The 15777-nt window shown below is 63.6% G+C and carries 13 protein-coding genes and 2 pseudogenes; 1 reads left to right on the top strand and 14 read right to left on the bottom strand.

The window, feature by feature from the left end:
- Window positions 1-2: 2 nt before the first annotated feature.
- The 11 genes and pseudogenes from V1479_RS03785 to rimP form a co-directional block, all read right to left on the bottom strand.
- Window positions 3-1025, bottom strand: coding sequence for a class I SAM-dependent methyltransferase (locus tag V1479_RS03785; RefSeq protein WP_368801731.1), 1023 nt, complete (start codon window positions 1023-1025; stop codon window positions 3-5).
- A 77-nt stretch (window positions 1026-1102) separates the two neighbouring features.
- Entirely contained in the window at window positions 1103-3253 is a 2151-nt protein-coding gene (gene pnp, locus V1479_RS03780) for a polyribonucleotide nucleotidyltransferase (protein WP_173188015.1), read from the bottom strand.
- A 279-nt stretch (window positions 3254-3532) separates the two neighbouring features.
- On the bottom strand, window positions 3533-3802 hold the full coding sequence (gene rpsO, locus V1479_RS03775; protein WP_173188017.1) for a 30S ribosomal protein S15: 270 nt from the start codon (window positions 3800-3802) through the stop codon (window positions 3533-3535).
- A 158-nt stretch (window positions 3803-3960) separates the two neighbouring features.
- The gene (locus tag V1479_RS03770; protein ID WP_368801730.1) at window positions 3961-5733 is read right to left on the bottom strand and encodes a sensor histidine kinase; all 1773 of its coding nucleotides are present in this window, start codon (window positions 5731-5733) and stop codon (window positions 3961-3963) included.
- A gap of 69 nt (window positions 5734-5802) precedes the next feature.
- A pseudogene (truB, locus tag V1479_RS26170) lies at window positions 5803-6036 on the bottom strand (tRNA pseudouridine(55) synthase TruB); the annotation flags it as partial.
- An 18-nt stretch (window positions 6037-6054) separates the two neighbouring features.
- Window positions 6055-6714, bottom strand: a pseudogene (gene truB / locus V1479_RS03765) (tRNA pseudouridine(55) synthase TruB); the annotation flags it as partial.
- Window positions 6715-6785: 71 nt separating this feature from the next.
- Window positions 6786-7193, bottom strand: coding sequence for a 30S ribosome-binding factor RbfA (rbfA, locus tag V1479_RS03760; RefSeq protein WP_368801728.1), 408 nt, complete (start codon window positions 7191-7193; stop codon window positions 6786-6788).
- A gap of 116 nt (window positions 7194-7309) precedes the next feature.
- Window positions 7310-9865: a translation initiation factor IF-2 gene (infB, locus tag V1479_RS03755; protein WP_368801727.1), complete on the bottom strand. Its 2556-nt coding sequence runs from the start codon at window positions 9863-9865 to the stop codon at window positions 7310-7312.
- Window positions 9862-10512 carry an RNA-binding protein gene (locus V1479_RS03750; RefSeq protein WP_368801983.1) on the bottom strand — a complete coding sequence of 217 codons (651 nt, stop codon included), beginning with the start codon at window positions 10510-10512 and terminating at the stop codon, window positions 9862-9864. The genes infB and V1479_RS03750 overlap by 4 nt, the downstream gene beginning before the upstream one ends.
- A gap of 33 nt (window positions 10513-10545) precedes the next feature.
- Window positions 10546-12150: a transcription termination factor NusA gene (gene nusA, locus V1479_RS03745; RefSeq protein WP_368801726.1), complete on the bottom strand. Its 1605-nt coding sequence runs from the start codon at window positions 12148-12150 to the stop codon at window positions 10546-10548.
- 46 nt (window positions 12151-12196) lie between these two features.
- Window positions 12197-12820, bottom strand: coding sequence for a ribosome maturation factor RimP (gene rimP / locus V1479_RS03740; RefSeq protein WP_368801725.1), 624 nt, complete (start codon window positions 12818-12820; stop codon window positions 12197-12199).
- 214 nt (window positions 12821-13034) lie between these two features.
- On the opposite strand from rimP, the gene V1479_RS03735 reads away from it, so the two are divergent.
- The gene (locus tag V1479_RS03735; protein ID WP_368801724.1) at window positions 13035-13895 is read left to right on the top strand and encodes a YiiX/YebB-like N1pC/P60 family cysteine hydrolase; all 861 of its coding nucleotides are present in this window, start codon (window positions 13035-13037) and stop codon (window positions 13893-13895) included.
- Here the strand turns inward: V1479_RS03735 and sigJ are convergent.
- Genes sigJ through V1479_RS03720 form a run of 3 tightly spaced genes read right to left on the bottom strand, consistent with a single transcriptional unit; the run spans window position 13829 to window position 15700 of the window.
- Window positions 13829-14773, bottom strand: a complete 945-nt coding sequence (gene sigJ / locus V1479_RS03730; protein ID WP_368801723.1) for an RNA polymerase sigma factor SigJ — start codon at window positions 14771-14773, stop codon at window positions 13829-13831. The genes V1479_RS03735 and sigJ overlap by 67 nt on opposite strands.
- Entirely contained in the window at window positions 14766-15317 is a 552-nt protein-coding gene (locus tag V1479_RS03725; protein ID WP_368801722.1) for a hypothetical protein, read from the bottom strand. The genes sigJ and V1479_RS03725 overlap by 8 nt, the downstream gene beginning before the upstream one ends.
- Window positions 15314-15700, bottom strand: coding sequence for a hypothetical protein (locus V1479_RS03720; protein ID WP_368801721.1), 387 nt, complete (start codon window positions 15698-15700; stop codon window positions 15314-15316). The genes V1479_RS03725 and V1479_RS03720 overlap by 4 nt, the downstream gene beginning before the upstream one ends.
- Window positions 15701-15777: the final 77 nt, after the last annotated feature.

Genomic DNA, 15777 nt, shown 5'->3' with positions numbered 1-15777 from the left:
GATCATCGCACTGCCCAAAGCACCTTGAAGCGTGTATCGCGCACCGTCTCACCGTGGCGGGCAAAGGCGCTTTCCAGCACAGCTTCGTAGGGTAGCTGCCGATTGGCGACCATAAACAGTCTGCCACCCGGCCGCAGCGCAGCACTGGCGGCCTTGATCATGCCCTCGCCAATCGAGGGTTCCGCCGCCCGCCCCTGATGAAATGGCGGGTTCATCACGATGACGTCGTATCTGCGCTCGACGGGCTCGGCCAGCAGATCGTACCAGAGAACCCGGCTTTCGACGCTGCGCACAAGGTTGTTCATATTGGCCTTGGCTGCGACACAGGCTGAAAAGCCTGCCTCGAACAGCTCGATCGTGCGGATGGCAGGCGCACGCTCGGCCAACTGGACGGACAGATAACCCCAGCCGGCACCGAAGTCGGCTGCATCGCCTTCCAGCTTCTCCGGTAGGTTCTCGGCCAGCAGTTTCGAGGCCGGATCGATGTGTTCCTGCGAAAAGACACCAGGCACGGTAAGAAACCCGCCATCCAGCAGAAGGGGCGGGTTGGCTGCCTCCAGCGCCTCAATGGCGGCATCGGTCGATTCCGAGCGCGTCATCCAGAAGACAACGCCATGGTTCTTCGATGCGTGATCGTCGATCGGCATCAGGTCGGCGAGGCGCTTGCGCAGGCTTGCGGCACCATCGGTCTTGCCGCCTGCAACGACGATGCGACCGCCTTCGCGCGTACGCTTGAGCGCCTCGGCGACCCATAGTTCGTTCTGGCCGCGATGGCGCCCCGTCAGGACCAGAGTGAGATCATACCCTTCGCCGTCGGGCTGCGGAACCACCGTATGGGTTCCGCCCTCAAGCACACGGAATGTCGGGCGAAAATCCTGTTGGAGCGTGACGTTTTCAGGGAATCCCGCCGGCAAGACGAAGCCGGGATCTGCGTTGAGAAAGAGAACCCTGGCGTCAGCACCCGGCCCTTCCAGCAATCCCGTATCGAAAGGATGAAAAAGGGTCTTGAGCGTTCCGTCGTTCATTGTTGGCAGTCCTTACAAGAGAAACGGGCGCAAGCCTTTCGGCTGCGCCCGCCCCCCTCAAAGCAGTCAGTCAGATATCAGGCGTCGGCCTCTTCGGCGTCTTCCTTCTTCTTGTCCTTGGCAAGTTCCTTACCGGTCTCCTGGTCAACGACCTTCATGGAGAGCCGCACCTTGCCGCGCTCGTCGAAGCCCATCAGCTTGACCCAAACCTTGTCGCCTTCCTTGACGACGTCCGTGGTCTTCTGGACGCGCTCCGGCGCGAGCTGCGAGATGTGGACGAGGCCGTCCTTGGGGCCGAAGAAGTTGACGAAGGCGCCGAAGTCGGCGGTCTTGACGACCGTACCCTCGTAGATCTCGCCGACTTCCGGCTCCGCAACGATGGTGTGGATCCACTTCTTCGCCGCCTCGATCTCCTTGGCGTTGGACGAAGCGATCTTGACCGTGCCGTCATCCTCGATGTTGATCTTCGCACCGGTCTTTTCGACGATCTCGCGAATCACCTTGCCGCCGGAGCCGATCACGTCGCGGATCTTGTCGGTCGGAATGTTCATCACCTCGATGCGCGGCGCGAACTCGCCGAGCTCCGAACGGGCGCCGGTCAGGGCCTTGCCCATCTCGCCGAGAATGTGCTCGCGGCCGCCCTTGGCCTGCTCGAGCGCGACCTTCATGATCTCCTCGGTGATGCCGGCGATCTTGATGTCCATCTGCAGCGAGGTGATGCCGGCGCTGGTGCCGGCAACCTTGAAGTCCATGTCGCCGAGGTGATCCTCGTCACCGAGAATGTCGGAGAGAACCGCAAAGCGCTCGCCTTCGAGGATCAGGCCCATGGCGATACCGGCAACCGGCTTCTGGAGCGGCACGCCGGCATCCATCAGCGCCAGCGAGGTGCCGCAGACGGTCGCCATCGAGGACGAGCCGTTGGACTCGGTGATCTCGGAAACCACGCGCAGCGTGTACGGGAACTGCTCGGCGGCCGGCAGCATCGGATGAATGGCGCGCCAAGCAAGCTTGCCGTGACCGATCTCGCGACGTCCCGGAGAGCCGATGCGGCCGGTCTCACCCACCGAATAGGGCGGAAAGTTGTAATGCAGCAGGAAGGCTTCCTTGCGCGTGCCGGTCAGTTCGTCGACGAACTGCTCGTCCTCGCCGGTGCCGAGCGTTGCGACGACAACCGCCTGCGTCTCGCCGCGGGTGAACACGGCAGAGCCGTGTGTGCGCGGCAGAACGCCGACTTCCGAAACGATTGGGCGAACGGTCTTGAGATCCCGGCCGTCGATACGGCTGCCGGTGTCGAGGATGTTCCAGCGTACGATCTTGGCCTGGAGCTCCTTGAACACCGAACCGACCTGCTCGGCAGTCCATGCAGTGTCGTCAGCGCCCTCGGGCAGCAGCGTTGCCTTCACCTTCGCCTTGGCGGCGTCGACGGCGGCGTAACGGGCCTGCTTGTCGGTGTTCTTGTAGGCGGCACGCAGTTCGTCCTCGATCAGGCCTAGCATGGTCTGCTCGAGTTCCTTGAGATCGGGCGCAACGTGGTCGCGCGGGTCCTTGGCAGCCACTTCCGCCAGCTTGATGATGGCGTCGATGACCGGCTGGAAGGCCTTGTGGCCGAACATGACGGCGCCGAGCATGATCTCCTCGGAGAGCTCATGGGCCTCGGATTCGACCATCATGACCGCATCGGTCGTGCCGGCCACAACCAGATCGAGCTTCGATTCCGGCATCTCGTCGATGTGCGGGTTCAGCGCGTATTCGCCACCGATGTAGCCGACGCGGGCAGCCGCGATGGGGCCCATGAACGGCACGCCCGAGAGCGTCAGCGCCGCCGACGTCGCGACCATGGCGAGGATGTCCGGATCGTTCTCGAGGTCGTGCTGGAGAACGGTGACGATGATCTGGGTGTCGTTCTTGTAGCCTTCGGCAAAGAGCGGGCGGATCGGCCGGTCGATCAGGCGCGACGTCAGCGTTTCCTTTTCGCTCGGACGGCCTTCACGCTTGAAGAAGCCGCCGGGGATCTTGCCGGCCGCGAACGTCTTTTCCTGGTAGTTGACGGTCAGCGGGAAGAAATCGAGGCCCGGCTTTGGCTCCTTGGCGGAAACGACCGTGGCGAGCACAACCGTTTCGCCGTAGGTGGCGAGCACGGCGCCGTCGGCCTGCCGCGCGATCTTGCCGGTTTCCAGAATCAGGGGGCGACCGCCCCACTCGATTTCCACTTTGTGATGATTGAACATGTCTTGTCCTTCAATACGGGAACGGGGCGCGCCAGCTCTTGCGGCACGGAGAATGTTCCCTTGCTTCGTTGCAGGACGAGCCACGGGCAAGACAACGGGACGCTTCGCTTTGAAGAGGGCGGCGGAAACCGCCAAAAGCGCCCTGCAATCCTGCCCCATGACCCTGTCCTGGGGCGGCTCCGACATACTGCCTTGTCCGTTGCGGAGCCGGGCGGGCGGCATGTGGGCCACCCATGTGAAAGGCCGGCGGACCCTCGCGGAACCGCCGGCCAAACTGACTTATCGGCGCAGGCCGAGCTTCTCGATCAGCGTCTGATAACGGGCTTCGTCCTTGCGCTTGAGATAATCAAGCAGGCTGCGCCGCTGTGAGACGAGGGCAAGCAGACCACGACGGGAATGGTTGTCCTTCTTGTGATCCTTGAAGTGTTCGGTCAGGTTCTTGATGCGCTCTGAAAGAACCGCCACCTGGACTTCCGGAGAACCGGTGTCGCCCTTCTTGGTCGCGAACTCGCTCATCAATTCCTGCTTACGCTCTGCGGTAATCGACATCGCGCTTTTCCTTATATGTTGGAGGAAACGGGTCGCCCACAGCCAGGATGTCGTCCAGCAGGGGCCGGTGAACATGCGCTCAAATGCGGATGTTGCGGGGCATATAGTGTAAAATCCGCTGGATTGCCAGCGAAATCGCCGAGCCGGCGCAAAGCCCGTCAGGGTTCGTCCCCGTCGCCCTCGGCATCTGCCCGTTCGGGTTCCAGCCGCGCGATCGGTATCGTGAAACGGCATTCGAGCCCGTTGGGGTGAATGACGCGCTCGATCTGCGCGTCCAGCGTTCCGCCGAGCATGCGCTCGATGACCTCCGTGCCGAAGCCGGGCGTGACTGTGCGCCGTCGTAGACGGGGCACGAATTCGCGCCAGAGAAGATCGAGCTGCCCCTGGCTGCGCTTCCACTGGATCGTCAGCCGGCCGGAAGGTGTGGCGAAAGCCCCGTATTTGGATGCGTTCGTGGCCAGTTCATGCAGTGCCAGACCCAGCGTCTGCGCCGCCTGGTTCGAGAGGCGGAACGGGGTACCCTTGATCTCAAGCCGCTCCAAGTCGGTTGGACGGAAAGGCTCGATCTGGGCCTCGATCAGCTCGCGCAGTTCGACACCGACGGCGCCACCGGCAATCAACAGGTCGGTAGAACGGGCCAGCCCATGCACCCGCTTCTGAAAAGCATCCTGGAATGCCGCGAAGGTGCGTGCATGACGGGCCGTCTGCTTTGCGATGGACGATACGACGGTGAGCTGGTTCTTTGACCGGTGAGCGACTTCCCGCATGAGGAAGCGAATCTCGTTTTCGGCAGCCTGACGATCGACGGATGCTTGCGCCAACGCCATAGACACGGTGGAAATCTCGGCAACCGGATACTCTACCGGCTCGACCCTTTCGCCCGCGCCCAGGCGACGCGCATCGCGCGCAAGCCGGCGGATGGGCTTCGATATCTGACGTCCGAGCACCCAGGCAAGCAGCGCGCCAAGGGCGATGATGGTCAGACCGCCTAGCGCCAGCACCCGCAAGGTGCGTTCCAACGGCGCCTGAACCACGGCGGTGGGCGCCCACACGATAGTCTCCCAATCGCTGCGCGACGAGGAAGACCGTATCGTTTCGTAAGACTCGCCTTCAAGCTCGACGGAATCGCGCACCGTCGACCCCGCCTCGGACTTGCTGGTCGCTTCAGCCAGAAAGAAGGGCTTGCCGATGTCAGAGGTCATGTATGACGAGGTAAGCACTGTGCCGTCGCCATCCACCAGCACCGCATTCCAGCCGCCGCGCAAATTCCGGCTTGCAAGCGAATCCGATAGACGTTCCGCATCCTGCGTCAGTATCAGCAGACGCACCTGCCCGGTATCGACGCGCACGGGGAGGATGACATTGAAGACCCAGCGCTGGGCGGTCTGCCCATAGAATGCGCCAGAGACCGCCGGTTCGGCGCTCGCCAGCGCTTTGCGTGCGGTTTCGACATCCGAGATCTTTCCCAGAGGCGAGCCAAAGGGGACACGCGTATTCATAAGCTGGTTAAGGTTTTCGTCAGTGACGATGAGAAACGCGTCGGACCCCTCGAGCGCCTTGCCGGCCCGATAGTAGAAATCCGCGAGGTTTCCGCTGCCGATGGCACGCGACGTGGCGAGAACGCGCAGCGTCGTCAACATGCCCGAGAGCTGGCGATCGACGGTTTCAGCGATCGAACCGGCTGTCGCCTCGGCAAGCGTCGAGACCATTTCCTGCTGGGCCTGGTTGTTGCGCTGGAGAAGCATCACCGCGAAAATCAGCGCGGGGATGATGATCGCAGCCATCAAAAGCGACAGGATCGCGCCGACCGAAATCTGGCCTATGCGGTTGCGCGACCTGGCCGCCGACGACGCAGGCGCCCCAGCCTCGGCAGGCTCTGGATTGTGAGCAGGCCGCGTCTTTTGCGACACCTGACTGGTACTATCGCTCATTTTCCAGATTCATCCACGGAATGCATGGGACAGACAATGCCCGCTGGCGCGCGGTTTCGCCAGAGGAAATCAGAGGCTGAAGACCCGTTTTGGCTTGAACATGCCCGCCTCGATCGCGCCGATCGCCACAAGCCTGCCCCTGGCGAAGGCACAGGCCTCGTCTACCTGTGCGGGTGCATCGCGTCCGCGAACGATAACGGGATTGCCAAGCCTGAGACGAGCGGCCGTGTCGTCGTTGACCACCACCTGCGGCAGGCAGTCGAGAGCCGCGCCGGTGTCCATCAGGAGTGCATCGAGGGCCTTCCACTGATCCGGTCCGGGGCGCGGCGCCTGTGGGGCCTCATCCTCTTCGGTAGCTGCCGGCTGGGCAGTTGCGATCGCTTCCTCGATCTCGGCCATGGTGACCAGCTCGTCCGCGGTGAAAGGATCGACCTCCGTTCTGCGAAGCTCGGAGATATGTCCGTAGCAGCCCAGGTCGCGCCCCATGTCGCGCGCCAGCGAACGCACATAAGTACCCTTGCCGCACTCGATTTCGAACACCGTCGCATCCGCGCCGCGCATCTCCACCAGATCGAAACGGCCGATTTCCACCTCGCGGGCAGGGATGTCGACGGCTTCGCCTTCGCGCGCCAGATCGTAGGCTCGTTCGCCGGCTATCTTGATGGCTGAAAACTGCGGCGGGATCTGCATTATCACGCCGGTATATTTCGGCAGGAGCGCGCGGATCGCCTGCTCATCAGGGCGTTCCGGCGAGGACCTTGTTACCTCGCCCTCGAGATCATCGGTGGAGCGTTCCTCGCCCCAGCTCACCGTGAAGCGGTAGACCTTGGCGCCGTCCTGTACATAGGGAACGGTCTTGGTCGCTTCTCCAAGCGCAATCGGCAGCATGCCAGAGGCAAGCGGGTCGAGCGTGCCGGCGTGGCCGGCCTTGTCGGCGCCGTAGAGCCACTTGATCTTGGACACGGCCTCGGTCGACCCCATGCCGAGCGGCTTGTCCAGGACCATCCAGCCAGAAACCGGCCGGCCCTTCTTCTTGCGTTGGCGCGCCATTGCTATTCCTCGTCGTTGCCGTCGTGATCGAGATCGCGCGCGACTTCCGGAGAACGCAGCAATTCGTCTATGCGGGCCATGTTGTCGTAGCTGGTGTCGAGCCGGAAACGGAATTCCGGCATGTATTTCATCTGCTTGAGCGCGCCGGAAACACGGCCGCGGATAAACTTCGCGTTGCGCGCCAGCGCCTTGATGACCGCCTGATCGTCGGCCGCACCAAGAGGCGTGACGAACGCGGTCGCGATCTTGAGATCGGGCGACATGCTGACCTCGGAGATCGAAATCACGGTGGATTCGATGAGATCGTCGCGGACCTCGCCGCGCTGAAGCACGTCGGAGAGCGCGTGGCGCACCTGCTCGCCCACGCGAAGCTGGCGCTGGGATGGGCCGGAACTGGAAAAGCGGGACATGGTGGCTGTTTCCTGTGTCGCGGCGGCCGGGATGGAACCGGACGCCCGTTGCACACGCGCCGGCGGCGGGACAACCCGCCACCAGCGTCAGTGAACTTGCAAGTAGCTGCCGGGCGCTAGAGCGTCCGCGTGACCATCTCGACGCGATAGGCCTCGATGACGTCGCCCTGACGGATGTCCTCGTAGTTGGCGAACGCCATGCCGCATTCCTGGCCGACGGGCACTTCCGAGACTTCGTCCTTGAAGCGCTTGAGCGTCTTCAGCGTACCCTCGTGGATGACGACGTTGTCGCGGATCAGGCGCACGCCGGCACCGCGTTCCATCTTGCCTTCGGTCACGCGGCAGCCCGCCACCTTGCCGACCTTGGTGATGTTGAACACCTCGAGGATCTCGGCGTTGCCGAGGAAGGTCTCGCGGCGCTCCGGCGACAGCAGGCCAGACATGGCCGCTTTGATGTCGTCCACCAGATCGTAGATGATGTTGTAGTAGCGGATCTCGATGCCGGCCTGCTCGGCCGCGTCGCGCGCCTGCTTGTTGGCACGGACGTTGAAGCCGATGATCGCGGCACCGCTGGTCTCGGCCAGCGAGATGTCGCTCTCGGTGATGGCACCGGCGCCCGAGTGAACGACACGGGCACGCACCTCGTCGGTTCCGAGCTTGTCGAGCGCGGCGACGATCGCCTCGATCGAGCCCTGCACGTCGCCCTTGATGAGCAGCGTGAACTCCTTGAGACCGGTCGTCTGGAGCTGCGACATCATCTGCTCGAGCGAGCCGCGCTGCCCAGCCTGGCGGGCAACCGCCTTCTCGCGGGCAAGCCGCTGACGGTATTCGGAAATCTCGCGCGCCCGCGCCTCGTTCTCGACGACAGCGAAACGGTCGCCAGCCTGCGGTGGCCCCTGGAGACCGAGCACCTCGACGGGCATCGACGGACCGGCTTCCTTGATCTGGTCGCCATGGTCGTTGACGAGCGCACGCACGCGGCCCCACTCGTTGCCGGCGACGAGAATGTCACCCGGCTTGAGCGTTCCGGCCTGCACGAGCACGGTTGCAACTGAGCCACGCCCCTTGTCCAGCTTCGCCTCGATGACGACGCCCTCGGCCGTCCGGTCCGGATTGGCCTTGAGGTCAAGAATCTCGGCCTGGAGCAGGATCGCGTCGAGCAGCTTGTCGAGGTTGGTGCCCTTGGTGGCCGAAACCTCGACGTCGAGCACCTCGCCACCCATGGATTCGACGAATACTTCGTGCTGAAGGAGTTCAGTGCGAACCTTCTGCGGATTGGCTTCCGGCTTGTCGATCTTGTTGATGGCAACGATGATCGGCACGCCTGCGGCCTTCGCGTGATTGATGGACTCGATCGTCTGCGGCATCACGCTGTCGTCGGCGGCAACCACCAGCACCGCAATGTCGGTGGCCTGGGCGCCGCGGGCGCGCATCGCGGTGAACGCGGCGTGACCGGGCGTATCGATGAAGGTGATCTTCTGACCGCCCTGCTCGACCTGATAAGCGCCGATGTGCTGGGTGATGCCGCCCGCCTCGCCAGCCACGACGTTCGCGTGGCGGATGGCGTCGAGCAGCGAGGTCTTGCCGTGGTCGACGTGACCCATGATGGTGACGACCGGCGAACGCGACTTCAGGTCCTCGGCGTTGTCCTCGATATTGAACAGGCCTTCCTCGACGTCGGACTCGGCAACGCGGCGCACCGTGTGACCGAATTCCGAAGCGACCAGTTCGGCCGTGTCGGCGTCGAGCACGTCGCCGGGCTTCATCATCTGGCCCTGCTTCATGAAGTACTTGACGATATCGACCGCCCGCTCGGCCATACGGTTGGCGAGTTCCTGGATCGTGATCGTCTCGGGCAGCACCACTTCGCGCATGATCTTCTCGCGCGTCTCGCCATGCATGGCGCGCTTGAACTTCTCCTGGCGTCGGCGCATCGACGACAGCGAGCGACCGCGGGCCTCGTCACCGGCGAGCGCGGCATTCAGGGTGAGCTTGCCACGGCGGCGATCTTCCTCGCCCTTGGCCTTGACGGGCTTCGGGGTGGCAACCTCCGGCTTGACCGGGCCGCGCTTGACGGCGGCGACACCACGCGGCTTGGCCTCTTCCTCGTCCTCGACGGCCCGCGTTTCAGCGGCAGGGGCGCGGCGGCGCGCTTCTTCTTCCGAACGACGACGGGCTTCCGCCTCAGCCTGGAGACGGGCTTCCTCTTCCGCCTGACGGCGCGCGGATTCCTCGCGCTCGTGGCGGCGGCGCTCTTCTTCCTCGGCGCGACGCGCGGCATCCTCGGCCGCGCGCTTGCGTTCCTCAACCTCGCGCACCTTGGAATCCTGCAGCGCACGACGGCGCGCGTCCATCTCCTCGGTGGAGAGCTCGTTCAGCACCATGCCCGAACGCGACGAAGGGGCTGCCGGAGCGGCCGGACGCGGCGGCGCCGGCGGCTGCGGCGCCTCGGGCTGCGGCGCGCGCGGCTTCAGCGTCACCGCGGGCTGCGGCGCTTCCTGCTTCTCGCCAGGCAAGGAAAACTTGCGCTTCTTGGTCTCGACGACGACAGCCTTCGTCCGCCCGTGCGAGAAGTTCTGACGCACCGTGCCCTGCTCCATGCCGGGGCGCTTCAGCGTCAGCGTCTTCTTCGGGTTTACGCTCAGCGTCTTGTCGTCTTTGGTATCACTCATTCCATATCCTCTGCGGCGTCATCATGATCGCCGGTTGCCGCAAGCATCATCCGGTCTTCGGGGGAACCGCCCCTGTATCGGTCAAGCGCCACCATGCGCTTAAGCACCGCCTTGCCCGTATCACCAGCGAGCACGGCTGCATGTATCACATTTGTACCCCCCAATGCCAAACCCAATTCGGCCTCCGAAAAGAGTTTGTAGGCGGGGATGGACGGGCCTTCCTGCCACACGACCGCACGGCGGGCCTGGTCGAGCTTGCGCACACCATCTGGAGAGGCCTCCAGGGCATGCAGAACCAGCGCGGCCTTGCCGGAGCGGATCGCACTATCGACCTTGGCCGCACCCATGACCAACTGTCCGGCCTTGCGGGCAAGTCCGAGAGAGCCAAGCGCCGCACGCGCCATCAGCATGTCAACCATACCGCCCAGATCATCGGGCGGCGTCACCTTGGCCTTGAACGCCCGGGAGAAGAGGTTCTTGCGGGCCGCTTCCTCGACGTGAATGCGTTCCGCGCTAACCCAGCATCCGCGACCCGGGAGCTGCCGCTTGAGATCGGGAACGACGGACATGTCCGGAGCCACGACGAAGCGCAGCAAGCCATCCGGCTCGCCCGCCCGGCGCGTCACTATACATGTGCGTTCGTTCATCTCGTTCAAGGGCTCTCCCGGCCGGACGCATCATCATGCTCCGGTCGCTTCTTCCTCTTCGGCGGCTTCCTCGGCCTCTTCGACCAGGTCTTCTTCGCTGATCCAGCCCATCTTCAGACGGGCGGCGACAACCATCTGCTCGGCATCGGCACGGCTGACGCCGAAGTCCGCGAGCACGCCAGGATAGAACTTCGTCTCGCCATCCTTGCGCTCTTTCCAGCCGACCAGATCGTCGATCGCGTAGCCGGCAAAATCCTCGATCGTCTTCACGCCATCCTCGCCAAGGGTGACCATCATGGCGGTGGTGACGCCCGGAATCTCGCGCAGCTCGTCCTCGACGCCCAGTTCACGGCGCTTGGCGTCGTGCTCGGCCTCGATCTTCTCGAGGTATTCGCGGGCGCGCATCTGGATCTCTTCAGCCGTGCCTTCATCAAAGCCGTCGATCGAGGAAATCTCATCCGACTCGACATAGGCGACTTCCTCGACGGAGGTGAAACCTTCGGACGCCAGCACCTGGCCGACCATCTCGTCGACGTTGAGTGCATCCATGAACAGCGAGGAGCGTTCGACGAATTCCTTCTGGCGACGCTCGCTTTCCTCCTGCTCGGTCAGGATGTCGATATCCCAGCCGGTGAGCTGCGAGGCGAGGCGTACGTTCTGGCCGCGACGGCCGATCGCCAGCGAGAGCTGGTCGTCCGGCACCACGACCTCGATGCGCTCAGCCTCCTCGTCGAGCACGACCTTGGCCACTTCCGCAGGCTGCAGCGCGTTGACGATGAAGGCAGCCGCATCCTGCGACCACGGAATGATGTCGATCTTCTCGCCGCCCAGCTCGCCGACGACGGCCTGCACGCGCGAACCGCGCATACCGACGCAGGCGCCGACGGGATCGATCGATGAGTCACGCGAGATGACGGCGATCTTGGCGCGCGAGCCCGGATCACGGGCCACCGACTTGATCTCGATGATGCCGTCGTAAATCTCCGGCACTTCCATGGTGAACAGCTTCGCCATGAACTGCGGGTGAGTGCGCGAAAGGAAAATCTGCGGCCCGCGCTGCTCGCGGCGCACGTCATAGACATAGGCGCGAACGCGGTCGCCATACTTGAAGTTCTCGCGGGGGATCAGTTCGTCGCGACGGATGATTGCCTCGCCGCGGCCAAGGTCGACCACGACGTTGCCGTATTCGACGCGCTTGACGGAGCCGTTGACGATCTCGCCGATACGATCCTTGTATTCATCGTACTGGCGGTCGCGCTCGGCCTCGCGCACCTTCTGCACGATGACCTGCTTGGCCGACTGGGCTGCAATGCGGCCGAAATCCATCGGCGGGAGCTGTTCGGCGATGAAATCACCGACCTGGGCATCGGGGTTGCGGGTGCGGGCGTCGGCCAGCGAAAGCTCGCGCGCCGATTCCTCGACTTCCTCGACCACCTCGAGAAGCCGCTGCAGCTTCATCTCACCGGTGTTGGGGTTGATGTCGGCGCGGATGTTGGTTTCCTGACCGTAGCGCGAGCGCGCCGCCTTCTGGATCGCATCGGCCATCGCCGCGATCACGATCTGCTTGTCGATCGACTTTTCGCGCGCGACCGCATCGGCGATCTGCAGAAGTTCCAGCCTGTTTGCACTGACTGCCATGTTAGTCTCCTCGGGCATTTCCACCGGCGCCTGCCGGGTGCTCGTCTCAGTTGTCGTTATCGGGCTCGTGTTCGGCAGCGTCGTCTTCTTCCGCGCCGCTTTTCTTCTTGGCCTGCTGGCGGGCCTGCTTGTCCTTCTTCAACGCCTCGTCGATGAGGTCGTCGGTCAGGATCAACCTTGCCTCGGCAATCGCGTCCCAGGGCACGGTCACCACCGGCTCGTCGCCGTAGCTCGCCTGATCGCGCTCGATCGTGACAGCCTCGCCGTCCGTCGACGCGATCTTGCCGCGAAAGCGCTTGCGCTCTGCAACCATGACCGCCGTTTCCATCTTGATCAGATGGCCAAGAGCCGCCTCGAAATCGGACTTGCGCACCAGCGGCCTGTCGATGCCCGGCGAGGACACTTCAAGATGATACGCCTTGTCGATGGGATCTTCCACATCGAGCACCGGCGAAATGGCGCGGCTGACTTCCTCGCAACCTTCGACATCCATCGTGCCGTCCTTTCGCTCGGCCATGATCTGCAGCGTCAGGCCGTTCTGGCCGGAGAGGCGCACGCGCACCAGCCGAAAACCGATCGTGCCGAGCACAGGCATGATGATCGACGCGACTCGCGCGTCGACGCCAGTCTCGCGAATGATGCGATCATCGCCGGAAGCAGATTCTGCCATTTCGTCTCCAGACGCCGGTTAACAAAAAAGAGCGGGACCGGGTGGACCCACTCTTCGCCATACCGACCAAGAATTTGACGTTGATATAGACGAGACAGCGCAGCTTATCAAGGTCGCTCGGCGGCAATGCGCCAACTGCGTCTTCGGCCTTTGCGCTTCGAAGCCCGACTTGATAGCGTGCCGCGCGCTTTCGACGATCGCTACCCGGCACAGGATGACCCAGCAAACCGACACGCTCCTCGACCGCCTCGGCCGCTTTCTGGCGCGCCGGTTGCAGACGGAATCCTCCGGCTACGAACCCTACACGCCTTCGGACCCCGAAACGCTGCGGCGTACATTGCAGCCCGGCGACATCCTGCTGATCGAGGGCAACCAGAAGATATCGGCCGCGATCAAATATCTGACGCAGTCGACCTGGTCGCACGCGGCACTCTATGTCGGCGATGCGCTGGTTGAACCGGAGGACGGCTCGGAGCGGCCGCGCCTCATCGAGGTCAATCTGGGCGAAGGCTGCGTTGCCGTGCCGCTGTCGAAATACCAGACCTACAACACCCGCATCTGCCGGGCGCTGGGGCTGACGCCGGAAGACCGCAAACATGTCGTCGAGTTCATGACCTCGCGGCTGGGCCTGAAATACGACACCAAGAACATCCTCGACATGCTGCGCTACTTCCTGCCGACGCCGCCGGTACCGGTGCGCTGGCGCAGACGCATGCTGGCCTTTGGCTCGGGCGACCCGACGCGGGCGATCTGCTCGTCGATGATCGCGGAGGCCTATGGCGAAATCGGCTATCCGATCCTTCCCGAAATTACGCGGGCGCCGGGCCGGGCGTCGGCCCAGTCCAGTTTCTCGCGGGCGGAAATCATGCATATCCGCCACCACTCGCTTTATACGCCGCGCGACTTCGACCTCTCCCCCTATTTCCAGATCGTCAAGCCGACACTGGTCTATGGGTTCGACTACAAGCAGGTCGTGTGGGGCGAAGCGCCGGCGGGCGATACCGGCGTTCAGCCAGTCGAATCGCTACCGGCAGATACGGGGGAAGCAACCGAGCCCAAATCCGCCTCGGGCTGAAACCGAATATGGGCAAGTTTGTCGGGATTGCGCACCACGTATATCCCCGCGATCAGGCCGTTTTCGTCGAGCTCCAGGCTCATCGTCTGGTCGAGCTGTCCGTCCAGCGCGATCACCAGACCCGGCAGGTCGTTGATGCGCGCCAGTTCGGAACTGGCCACACGATGTTCGAGCTGCTTCTGTGCCAGACCATAAAGAAGACGGGCGACCTTATCGGCACCTCTGACGACCTGCAGCGCAGCGGTGACCTTGCCGCCCCCGTCGGATACGAACTCGACCTCATCCGCGAGCAGGCGCTTGAAGGGCTCCAGGTCGCCACTGGCCAATGTCTGCATGAAGCTCTGCTGGAACCGGTCGACATCGCCTGCGCTGGGCCGGAACCTCTGCCCGGACGCGGCCAGCGCCGACCTTGCCCTTGTCGCCATCTTGCGACACGCCGCGGGGGAGCGCTGGAGCGTGTCGGCAATCTCGTGGAACGGCATGTCGAACAGGTCGTGCAGGAACAGTACCGCCCGCTCCAAAGGCGACAGGCGCTCGAGCGCGCGCATGACGCCGAATGAAATGTCCAGCGCCGTCTCGCCGACTTCAGGGTCAACGATTCCGGCTTTCTCGATGAGCGGCTCCGGCAACCAGGGGCCGACATAGGTTTCGCGCCTCGCGCGCGCGGACTTCAACCGATCGAGGCACAGATTGGTCACGATCCGCGACAGAAACCGCCCGGCATCGAGGGGCTCGGGCGAGGCCTGGAAACGGATCCATCCATCCTGCACAACGTCTTCGGCCTCGCCTACCGACCCGAGATGCCTGTAGGCAAGGCGCAGCAGTCGCTGCCGATGGGCGAGATAGGCCTCGAGACGACGTTCCTCACCTTCAGCCATCTGCCGCCACCCCTTCGCTTTGAGCCTTGAGCGCGGCAAGGACCGGCTCGCAGGCATTCCCGTGGCCCAGCCCGCGCTTCAACAGCGGGTAGAACATGCCGGATACCGTGGCGGCGGCAAGCCCGGCAAGTCCTTCCTCACCCCAGCGCGCGCGGCACTCCTCGACCAGTTCCATGTGTTCGGGATGGTTGCCTATAATCGCCTCGGCGTATCGGCTTGCGAACCGCATCGGCTCGGGAACGGCGTCGGCGGGCCCGGCCAGCAGCGCGACGACATTGCCTCGTTCGACGCCCGCCTCCAGCGCCATCGCAACGGCGAGCCGCAGGCACGAACCGCAATCGGCGTGACGCACCGCCGTAATCTTGGCCGCGTAGTAGGCATCTCGCGGTGCCCCGAAGGTGTGGCTGGTAAAGAGCGAGACCAGCCCCAGCTTGACCCCGCCGGCGGGGTCCAGTTCGGCCACGCCTGCGAGGTAACTGGCGTCGTAGTTGTAACGCCGGCCGAATCGATCGAATGCGGCCTTCAGGATTGTGGTGAGCATCATGCACGCTCCCCGTTCGGGATCGTGGGTGCCGACTTCAAGGCGACCAACGGCAGCAGGGCTGGCAACACTATGGTCGTCAGGTCTCTCACGGCAGCGGTCGCCGTCGTGCCGTGGGCGATCATTTCGACAACATGCAGCGCCGCGTGGCCTCCAAGAAAGACCAATGCCGAAAGCAGCGCGCTCCGGTGGCCGCGTGCGACCAGCACCAGAGCCATCGCCGCTGCAAGGAAGCCGAGACCTATGTCGCGAATGAAATGGACGTTAATCGGCCCCGTATGCTCGACATCGGGAACGACGGAATACCAGGTTTCGGGCGCTGCGAGCATCACAGCCCCGTTGATGCCGTGATAGGCGGCCAGAACAAAAAGCAGGGTTCGTGTCATATCAGTTTCCTTTCACTGACATGACGAGATAGCCGCCAGAAGTGTGACCCGGAATTTCGTCCCGGCTGCAGAACCCT

This window comes from Neoaquamicrobium sediminum (assembly GCF_040970315.1).
Taxonomy (GTDB): domain Bacteria; phylum Pseudomonadota; class Alphaproteobacteria; order Rhizobiales; family Rhizobiaceae; genus Aerobium; species Aerobium sediminum.
The sequence above is the reverse complement of the archived record's forward strand: the minus strand, read 5'-3'. Positions and strand labels throughout refer to the sequence as shown.

Coding starts and splice junctions, on each gene's coding strand:
- V1479_RS03785 (WP_368801731.1), bottom strand. CDS start 1,025: ATGAACGACGGAACGCTCAAGACCCTTTTTCATCCTTTCGATACGGGA.
- pnp (WP_173188015.1), bottom strand. CDS start 3,253: ATGTTCAATCATCACAAAGTGGAAATCGAGTGGGGCGGTCGCCCCCTG.
- rpsO (WP_173188017.1), bottom strand. CDS start 3,802: ATGTCGATTACCGCAGAGCGTAAGCAGGAATTGATGAGCGAGTTCGCG.
- V1479_RS03770 (WP_368801730.1), bottom strand. CDS start 5,733: ATGAGCGATAGTACCAGTCAGGTGTCGCAAAAGACGCGGCCTGCTCAC.
- rbfA (WP_368801728.1), bottom strand. CDS start 7,193: ATGTCCCGCTTTTCCAGTTCCGGCCCATCCCAGCGCCAGCTTCGCGTG.
- infB (WP_368801727.1), bottom strand. CDS start 9,865: ATGAGTGATACCAAAGACGACAAGACGCTGAGCGTAAACCCGAAGAAG.
- V1479_RS03750 (WP_368801983.1), bottom strand. CDS start 10,512: ATGAACGAACGCACATGTATAGTGACGCGCCGGGCGGGCGAGCCGGAT.
- nusA (WP_368801726.1), bottom strand. CDS start 12,150: ATGGCAGTCAGTGCAAACAGGCTGGAACTTCTGCAGATCGCCGATGCG.
- rimP (WP_368801725.1), bottom strand. CDS start 12,820: ATGGCAGAATCTGCTTCCGGCGATGATCGCATCATTCGCGAGACTGGC.
- V1479_RS03735 (WP_368801724.1), top strand. CDS start 13,035: ATGACCCAGCAAACCGACACGCTCCTCGACCGCCTCGGCCGCTTTCTG.
- sigJ (WP_368801723.1), bottom strand. CDS start 14,773: ATGGCTGAAGGTGAGGAACGTCGTCTCGAGGCCTATCTCGCCCATCGG.
- V1479_RS03725 (WP_368801722.1), bottom strand. CDS start 15,317: ATGATGCTCACCACAATCCTGAAGGCCGCATTCGATCGATTCGGCCGG.
- V1479_RS03720 (WP_368801721.1), bottom strand. CDS start 15,700: ATGACACGAACCCTGCTTTTTGTTCTGGCCGCCTATCACGGCATCAAC.